An 8,350-nucleotide genomic window follows, 5' to 3' on the forward strand; every position below is an offset into this window, starting at 1 on the left:
CAAGTTACAGAAGGAAAACGGCAGATGCTGGGGATGCTTTGTGCCTTCGCTGCATTACTGTGCTGGAGCCGTTACGCTGTCGAGAACTCCCGCTGTCTGAAAAACCTCCCTTACAACAGCAACCAGTGGTCGCTCCTGATAGGCCTGTGTACGGGATGTATTTCGGTACTGCTGTGGCTCATCGCCAGTATATTCAGGTTTTCTGCAGTTGACTTGTCGTTACCGGAACACACTCAAACGCTCTTTTGGATAACGAACATGATGTTAGCCGTGGTCTCCTCATGGCTGGGATATCTGGCGTGGAATCTCTGTTCCCGGCGTCTTCCGGTATCACTGACAGGGCAGATGGTGGTTTTTGAAACCCTTTTCGCGCTGCTATATGGTTTTATCTATTCACAGCGCATTCCGGATCTGCAGGAAACTGCCGCCATTTTACTGTTGCTGGGCGGGGTTCTGGTCACGGTACATTACCATCAGCTCAGCCGTCGCGGCTACGCAGGTAATAGTCCGGAAGTCAAGGGTAGCTGATGATGGCTTAATCAGATTCGCGTACATGTACAGAATGTATACTGCACAAATTCACTTAACAAATCATTCAGCGCTCTCCGTACAGACAGCGAAGTCCGGTCAGGGCCCCGTCCAAAGAACCCTCTTCACATTTCGTGGTGAATTCCCGGACCAGTGTCTCAAACGCCTCAGCCGTCAAGAAAATTCACAGCCAGCCCCGGTATCCAGTTGCTGCACATGCAGTGAAAGACCACACGGTCGTGGCCTTTACAGAAACTACCTCTGATTTACCGGGATGGTTGCAGCGTAGGCCCGCAGGGGAGCATCAACATTACTGACGAGCGCTTCCGCCACTTCCGTCAGTGTCTGGGTAGCCCCGAGCCGGGCGTCCTCCACAGTGTAGCAGTGCATGGAGCAGGTTCCTTCCCGGAAGCGGAACCCCAGGCCGAGTACATTGTTGAGAAAAACAACGGGGGCGCCATAGCCCGGATCAGGCACCAGAATGTGACCATTACAGAACGGCAACTCAAACTGATCGAACTCGCCTGCCGGCAGCGCCTGCGTATTCTCTGTGCGAAGGGTCAGCAGCACCTGACTGTGTCCTTTCTGGCCGCTTTCATCCTGAAACACTGCGACCCGGCTGTAAACGCCCACCGCATGCGCCTCGCTGAGACCATTCGCCGGCGCCTTGCCCATGACTCCGCGCAGCTGGTTGATCTGCTGATAATAATCCTGCCGACGATACCAGGCTCCCCAGAAACGCGCGATACTGGCCCAGAAGGCTTCAATCGTCTGTTCATCACGACCGGCGACATCGCAGAACAGGGCAAAATACAGCGCAGTCCCGGCGTAGAACTGCTGTCCCCGTGGCAGAACCTGGCTGGTTCGCATGCGGAGGTACTGTGCATTACGCAGCAAAATCCGGGTCAGATCATCTTCTGTACGGATGGAAAGCAGGTCGCGGTAGGCCGCTTCAAACTGAGGGGGCCAGTCTAAAAACAGCACAATGCATCTTTCTGGGCCGTCAGTCAGGGATATGCTTATTCGTTACGCAGAGGAAAATGATGTCGATTTGATAATCATGGGGTCTACGGCCATTCCAGATTGCGGCGATTCTTAATCGGTAGCCATACCGCTGGAATGCTGCAAAATACCTCACAACCGCTTCTGATCATCCGTTAGCACTGATTTTTTATATAAAAATGGGCGAGTTCTTCTCGCCCTTCATCACCAGACCGCATTTATTTCAGTCTGTTACCTGCATCATCAACGACTTTTTCACCGTCTTCCTTGGTGAAAGCCGCTTTCTGGGCATCAGGAAGGATATCCAGAACCACCTCCGAAGGACGGCAAAGTTTAGTTCCCAGTGGCGTCACTACAATCGGACGGTTAATCAGAATCGGATGTTGCAGCATAAAGTCGATGAGCTGGTCGTCAGTAAATTTATCTTCTGCAAGACCCAGTTCCTCATACGGCTCGACATTCTTACGAAGCAACGCCCGGACGGAAATGCCCATATCTGCAATTAGTTTGACCAGCTCATCGCGTGAAGGTGGAGTCTCAAGATAAAGAATAACGGTCGGTTCAGTACCGCTGTTGCGGATCATCTCTAGCGTATTACGCGACGTGCCGCAGGCTGGGTTGTGATAGATGGTAATGTTGCTCATATCAGTATCTCATTACAAAGTGATAGAGAGACGTAGCGCCAGCGCGGCCAGCGTTACAAACAGCACAGGCAGAGTCATGACGATCCCGGTGCGGAAATAGTATCCCCAGGTGATGGTCATGTTCTTCTGTGAAAGGACATGCAGCCAGAGCAGCGTTGCCAGGCTACCAATAGGTGTAATTTTCGGTCCCAGATCGCAGCCAATCACGTTGGCATAAATCATCGCCTCTTTGATAACGCCTGTTGCAGTGCTGCCATCAATAGAGAGAGCACCAACCAGCACGGTAGGCATATTGTTCATTATGGAAGACAGGAAAGCCGTCAGGAAGCCGGTACCAAACGTCGCTGCCCAAAGTCCTTTATCTGCCAGCACGTTCAGTACACCGGAGAGGTATTCTGTTAGTCCGGCATTACGCAGACCATAGACCACCAGATACATTCCCAAAGAGAATATGACGATCTGCCATGGCGCACCGCGAAGCACTTTGCCAGTGTTAATGGCATGGCCTCGCTTCGCCACCGTAAACAGAATGACAGCCCCTACAGCAGCAATCGCGCTGACCGGGATACCCAACGGCTCAAGGACGAAAAAGCCAACCAGAAGAAGGCTCAACACTATCCAGCCGGTTCTGAAGGTTGCCAGATCTTTAATCGCTTTTGCCGGTGCTTTCAGAAGAGCCAGGTCGTAAGTCGGCGGAATATCTTCGCGGAAGAACAGATGCAGCATCACCAGCGTAGCGATAATAGCGGCAATATCCACCGGCACCATTACCGACGCATACTCAGTGAAGCCCAGTCCAAAGAAGTCCGCCGAGACGATATTCACCAGGTTCGACACGATAAGCGGCAGGCTGGCCGTATCGGCAATAAACCCGGCCGCCATGACGAATGCCAGCATGGTGCCTTTGCTGAACCCTAATGCCAGCAGCATGGCGATGACTATCGGCGTCAGAATAAGTGCCGCCCCATCGTTGGCAAACAGTGCCGCCACCGCTGCACCGAGCAGAACGATATACGTAAAGAGCAAACGGCCACGACCGTTACCCCAGCGCGAAACATGCAATGCCGCCCATTCGAAAAAGCCTGATTCATCAAGCAGCAGGCTGATAATAATCACGGCAATAAAGGTCGCCGTCGCGTTCCAGACAATATTCCACACCACCGGAATATCGCCCACATGCACAACGCCAGATATCAGAGCCAGTCCTGCGCCCAGCATTGCACTCCAGCCGATCCCTAATCCCTTTGGTTGCCAGATAACCAAAACAATGGTCAGGACAAAAATAGCGCCTGCCAGTAACATAAATCCTCCAGACAGGACTGCTCTGCCGCCCTGTGTATGCCAAAAAATTAAACTGCCAACTCTCTGAGTTTCTCGATGCCATTAGGCTCTGATGCCATTAGGGGTACTAACGCTATGCGCCTTGCATGCTGGTTCTTCACAGCCTCGATCTGAGGAAGTTCTTGTTGAGCACGCAGACACAGCAGTGGTGAATGAGTCTGTGCAATAGAGAGGCTGTTATTGATAATCCAGCCCCAGGGATGAATCCCCGCACGCTCAAGATCGGACTGCAGGTTTGCCGCTTCCAGTACCGGAGTGGTTTCAGGCAGAGTAACCAGCAGGACTTTGGTGCGTTCCGGGTCCTGAAGCTGCATCATCGGAGTGGTAAAATGAACTTTATTCCCCATCTTCTTAGCAATCTCACGGTGATAAGCCCCGGTAGCATCAAGCAGTAATAGCGTATGCCCGGTCGGTGCCGTATCCATGACCACAAACCGTTTGCCTGCTTCACGGATTACGCGTGAGAACGCCTGGAACACCGCAATCTCTTCTGTGCAAGGAGAACGTAAATCCTCTTCGAGCAGCCGCTTTCCGGCCTCATCAAGATCCCTGCCCTTCGTCTCCAGAACATGCTGACGATAGCGTTCGGTTTCATCTTGAGGGTTGATTCGGCTGACCTGCAGATTTTTGAGGCTGCCATTCAGCGTTGTACTGAGATGTGCAGCAGGATCTGAGGTGGTTAGATGCACATCAAAACCCTTATCCGCCAGACTGATGGCGATAGCCGCAGCCATTGTGGTTTTACCCACACCGCCTTTGCCCATCAGCATAATCAGACCGTGTTCACTGCGGGCGATATCATCGACCAGGACAGAGAACGACATATTCTCTGGTTTGTTTTGTATGCTTTGTTCAGGAAGCAATGCTATCTCAGCGTGTTCGTTGAGCAGGCCTTTCAATGCGGGCACACCAACCATGTTCAGCGGCTGAAGGTATAAGTTGTCTGTCGGCAAATCAGATAACCCGGTAGGAAGATTTGCCAGCGCCTCTTGCTCTCGTTGCCATATTACGGCGGCCAGTGCATCACGTTCTGCTTCGCTAGCTGGCAGAACACCGTTAATGACTAAATACTGATTTTTAAGGCCAATAGCTGATAATTCGTCATGAGTACGCCCGACTTCCTGTAGTGTTGATTTTTGCAATCGCGTGACCAGCACCAGGCGAGTTCGTTCAGGATCGGATAATGCTTCAACGGCATGAGCGTATTGTTCGCGTTGCTTTTCCAGCCCCGCCATCGGCCCAAGACAGGAGGCACCATCAGGGTTACTTTCAATGAAGCTGCTCCAGGCTCCGGGAAGCTGAAGAAGACGAATAGTGTGGCCGGTTGGGGCAGTATCAAAAATGATGTGATCGAAGCGGGTCAGCAGAGAAGTATCGGTCAGTAAGCCAGTAAACTCGTCGAACGCAGCAATCTCTGTCGTACAAGCTCCTGAAAGCTGTTCACTGATGCTGTTAACAACGTCATCAGGCAAAAGACCTTTAATAGGATTAATGATTCTGGCGCGGTATTGCTGGGCGGCGTCCTGCGGGTCGATCTCCAGAGCCGAAAGTCCAGGCACAGCAGTCACGGGCTGGATAGTGTTACCGATAGTCTGATCGAATACCTGACCGACGTTAGAAGCCGGGTCGGTACTGACAAGCAGAACACGCTTTCCCAGTTCAGCCAGACGTATAGCCGTTGCGCAGGAAATCGAAGTTTTACCTACACCTCCCTTACCGGTGAAAAACAGGTAAGACGGGATATTCTTTAAGAATTTCATATGTCCTCCTGACATACTCAACAACAGGAAGTTTTACCACCACAGCAACTGGTGGAATCTAAACCCACCTTTTCCAGCGGTATACCAAACCAGCGAGCCAGTTCAGCGCGTTTTGGGTATCGCCCGGCCATCACCGTTTCACCATCCAGTAACAGCAGCGGAAGCCCTTCGGCTCCAGAAGCTTCAAGGAATGCTTTTGCTTTCTCATTCTGAACAAAGCTCATCGGCTGTTGCGCCAGGTTGTAACGATCGATCTGAACTCCACGCCCTTTCAGCCATTGCACATCAGCAGAAAAATCGACCAGAACCTGATCGACATCTGAACCACAAACGCCGGTACTGCAGCACATCGCCGGATCAAACACCGTTAACGTTTTCATCTCTAACACATCGCATTCGAAAAAACATATATGTTCAGGCAAATTTTTTAGATACAAACAGCCTTACCGCTGCCAGAGCAGTTTGCTGATGCCAGCTTACGGGCGATGGCCTGTACGTCGTCCTGTTGGCTTAACCAGGCCTGCTCAATCACCAGGGCAGCCCAGGAAGGAATATGCGGGGATAAGCGATAATGAACCCATTTCCCCTGCTTGCGATCCAGCAACAGGCCACTTTCCCGAAGCATGGCCAGATGGCGGGAGGTCTTGGGTTGTGATTGTTCCAGCGCTGTGCAGAGATCGCAAACGCACAGCTCCCCCATCTCCCTGAGCAGTAGTACGATACCCAGGCGTGTTTCATCAGATAGTATTTTGAAAAGTTGTAGGGATGCGATTTCTGGCATTATGTACTCCTGCTATGAATGGGCATTGTCTCTCCACCCAAACAAGAAGTCAAAATCATATGCGTTTTTTCGCATGTTATTTCGAGTTTTACTGTGTGGTTAAAAAACGACCTAATGTGCGAGCGTTACTTTAGTGGGGTAGGGAAATAAGTCATTTGAGGATAAAACATTGCTTAGTGTGGGCTTTCAGTTTATAGCGAAGAATGAGTAATATTAATTATAACAATTGATTATCTCCTTAGCGTACGTTTTCGTTCCATTGGCCCTCAGACCCCGTTAAGAGGCCATCAACAGACTGTTCATCCAGACCTCCGTCATGAAGCGCAGCGGAATTGAAGTGCAGAACATCATTCCCTTACGTTGCTGTTTCCACATCATGGATTAATGTTGTGATGGAACTGATATTAGCAGCGTCGGCAAAACGACCTTCCACCTGGTAACCTTTTACTCTGTAAAGCCAGTACCTGCTCCTGCAGGTGTACGTTATTACGTGATGTCAGAATTACCCTGTACCCTTCACGCGCAAAACGAATCGCAGTGTCCAGACCAATACCCGGTCCCGAGCCGATACTCAGAAAAGTTTTCATGGTTGTATTCCCGGTTGAGCGTGGTTAAGGCGAACGCGCCAGACTTCATTTCTTAGCGACTATGTGACGTACAGGTACCCGTATTAAAATGCCATATTGGTTGAACCAGGCCCTGCATCCTGCAGGCAATGGAATCGTGCCATAAGGGAAACTTGGCGGTCAAATACCGCAATCTTACCAGTGCTATAGTGTGCTGCGTATATTCGCGCGATAGACATACTGGCAAAAGCTGTGGAACTGGGCAGCCTGCGCCAGGCAGCTTTCGCGAAAGGAGTGACCTAACAGGCCGCCAGCCAGACACTGGCTCAACTTGAAGACTCACTAGGGGTGCGTCTTCTTCATCGCACAACTCGCAGCCTCTCTCTGACAGATGAGGGCAGGCAACTGCTGGAAGCCACACAACCGGCACTGGCGGTACTGGACCACGCCCTTACGCGTGCAAGGCAGGCAAATGACGAGATTGTCGGTCCGTTACGTAGCGTAGGTCCACGCTCGGCCTTCACACCGGTTTTATGGCCAGTCATTGACGAATACTGTCGGCGCTACCCGGACGTTCTGCCAGAAGTGCAGCTCGATGACAACGTTGGGGACTGATTATCTGTGCATCACCGGCATACCTCCGCGCACAACCCAGCTTAAGGCAGACCTCCGGGACGGACATCCCCAGTTCAGCCTGCTTCAGGGCGTAACAATCTGCTCTTTGGTGGATAGTGATTTTTTCATCGGCACCACATCCGTTCAGGGACTGTAGACCATGCCGGCATTCTGTTTCTAAATGATGCTGGGTCTCGGATCAGGGTCAAACGTATATCCCAAGTCTGATGTAGATTATGCAAATTAAATGCGCCAGGAAGCGGCAGGCTGAGTAACCAAGAACCCCTTAGAATATCGGATGATTTGTATCGGAACTCATTACACCATGCGTTCCGATTAACGCCGCATAGCCAGTTGAACTTTGCTACTCTGTGAAAGGTAGTACCGTCTATCCAGTGCGGATTTAATTAATGGAATAAATGATTATGAGTGATAATGATACAATCCCGAAGAAGTCTACAAGCCAGATTAACAAAGCGGTATTCTTTACATCTGCTTTGCTAATTTTCCTTCTTGTCGCCTTTGCCTCCGTATTCCCGGAGGTCGCCGACAAAAATTTTAAACTACTACAGCAACAAATCTTCACGAATGCCAGCTGGTTCTACATCCTTGCTGTGGCCCTGATTTTACTAAGTGTCACGTTCCTTGGACTCTCACGCTACGGTGATATCAAGCTGGGCCCGGACCATGCGCAGCCTGATTTCAGCTACCATTCCTGGTTTGCGATGCTTTTTTCGGCAGGGATGGGGATCGGCCTGATGTTCTTTGGCGTTGCCGAACCTGTAATGCATTATCTTTCGCCTCCCGTTGGCACTCCAGAAACCGTTGCGGCAGCCAAGGAAGCAATGCGTCTGACCTTCTTCCACTGGGGACTGCACGCATGGGCAATTTATGCCATTGTGGCGCTGATTCTGGCGTTCTTCAGTTACCGTCACGGTCTGCCTTTAACTCTGCGCTCCGCACTCTATCCCATTATTGGCGATCGCATATACGGGCCTTTAGGCCATGCGGTTGATATTTTCGCTGTTATAGGCACGGTCTTTGGCGTCGCGACATCGCTGGGTTACGGTGTTTTGCAGGTGAATGCCGGTTTGAACCATCTTTTCGGGTTAC

At 51.1% G+C, this 8,350-nt stretch carries 8 protein-coding genes and 2 pseudogenes; 3 read left to right on the forward strand and 7 right to left on the reverse strand.

The features are described from left to right. Positions 1 to 528 (forward strand): DMT family transporter (locus ACKLKD_RS26980; RefSeq protein ID WP_032425350.1); only part of this gene is annotated, 528 nt, incomplete at its 5' end. A gap of 67 nt (positions 529 to 595) precedes the next feature. Here the strand turns inward: ACKLKD_RS26980 and ACKLKD_RS26985 are convergent. The 7 genes and pseudogenes from ACKLKD_RS26985 to arsR form a co-directional block, all read right to left on the reverse strand. Next, a pseudogene (locus tag ACKLKD_RS26985) lies at positions 596 to 712 on the reverse strand (transcriptional regulator); the annotation flags it as partial. A 71-nt stretch (positions 713 to 783) separates the two neighbouring features. Further along, on the reverse strand, positions 784 to 1,512 hold the full coding sequence (locus ACKLKD_RS26990) for a hypothetical protein (protein ID WP_023307503.1): 729 nt from the start codon (positions 1,510 to 1,512) through the stop codon (positions 784 to 786). A 236-nt stretch (positions 1,513 to 1,748) separates the two neighbouring features. Continuing rightward, entirely contained in the window at positions 1,749 to 2,174 is a 426-nt protein-coding gene (gene arsC / locus ACKLKD_RS26995; RefSeq protein ID WP_004118138.1) for a glutaredoxin-dependent arsenate reductase, read from the reverse strand. Positions 2,175 to 2,186: 12 nt separating this feature from the next. After that, on the reverse strand, positions 2,187 to 3,476 hold the full coding sequence (arsB, locus tag ACKLKD_RS27000; protein ID WP_004118136.1) for an arsenite efflux transporter membrane subunit ArsB: 1,290 nt from the start codon (positions 3,474 to 3,476) through the stop codon (positions 2,187 to 2,189). A gap of 47 nt (positions 3,477 to 3,523) precedes the next feature. Further along, complete coding sequence (gene arsA / locus ACKLKD_RS27005; RefSeq protein ID WP_019704517.1) at positions 3,524 to 5,275, reverse strand: arsenite efflux transporter ATPase subunit ArsA; 1,752 nt, start codon at positions 5,273 to 5,275, stop codon at positions 3,524 to 3,526. Positions 5,276 to 5,292: 17 nt separating this feature from the next. After that, a complete protein-coding gene (gene arsD / locus ACKLKD_RS27010) occupies positions 5,293 to 5,655 on the reverse strand; it encodes an arsenite efflux transporter metallochaperone ArsD (RefSeq protein WP_004118102.1) in 363 nt (120 codons plus the stop codon). Positions 5,656 to 5,702: 47 nt separating this feature from the next. Further along, the gene (arsR, locus tag ACKLKD_RS27015; protein WP_001114073.1) at positions 5,703 to 6,056 is read right to left on the reverse strand and encodes an As(III)-sensing metalloregulatory transcriptional repressor ArsR; all 354 of its coding nucleotides are present in this window, start codon (positions 6,054 to 6,056) and stop codon (positions 5,703 to 5,705) included. An 884-nt stretch (positions 6,057 to 6,940) separates the two neighbouring features. Between arsR and ACKLKD_RS27020 the strand changes: the two are divergent. After that, positions 6,941 to 7,237: pseudogene (locus ACKLKD_RS27020) on the forward strand (LysR family transcriptional regulator); the annotation flags it as partial. A gap of 425 nt (positions 7,238 to 7,662) precedes the next feature. After that, on the forward strand, positions 7,663 to 8,350 hold a 688-nt coding region (locus ACKLKD_RS27025), incomplete at its 3' end, for a BCCT family transporter (RefSeq protein ID WP_420061998.1).

It is taken from the genome of Klebsiella sp. 10982 (genome assembly GCF_048589245.1).
Taxonomy (GTDB): domain Bacteria; phylum Pseudomonadota; class Gammaproteobacteria; order Enterobacterales; family Enterobacteriaceae; genus Klebsiella; species Klebsiella quasivariicola.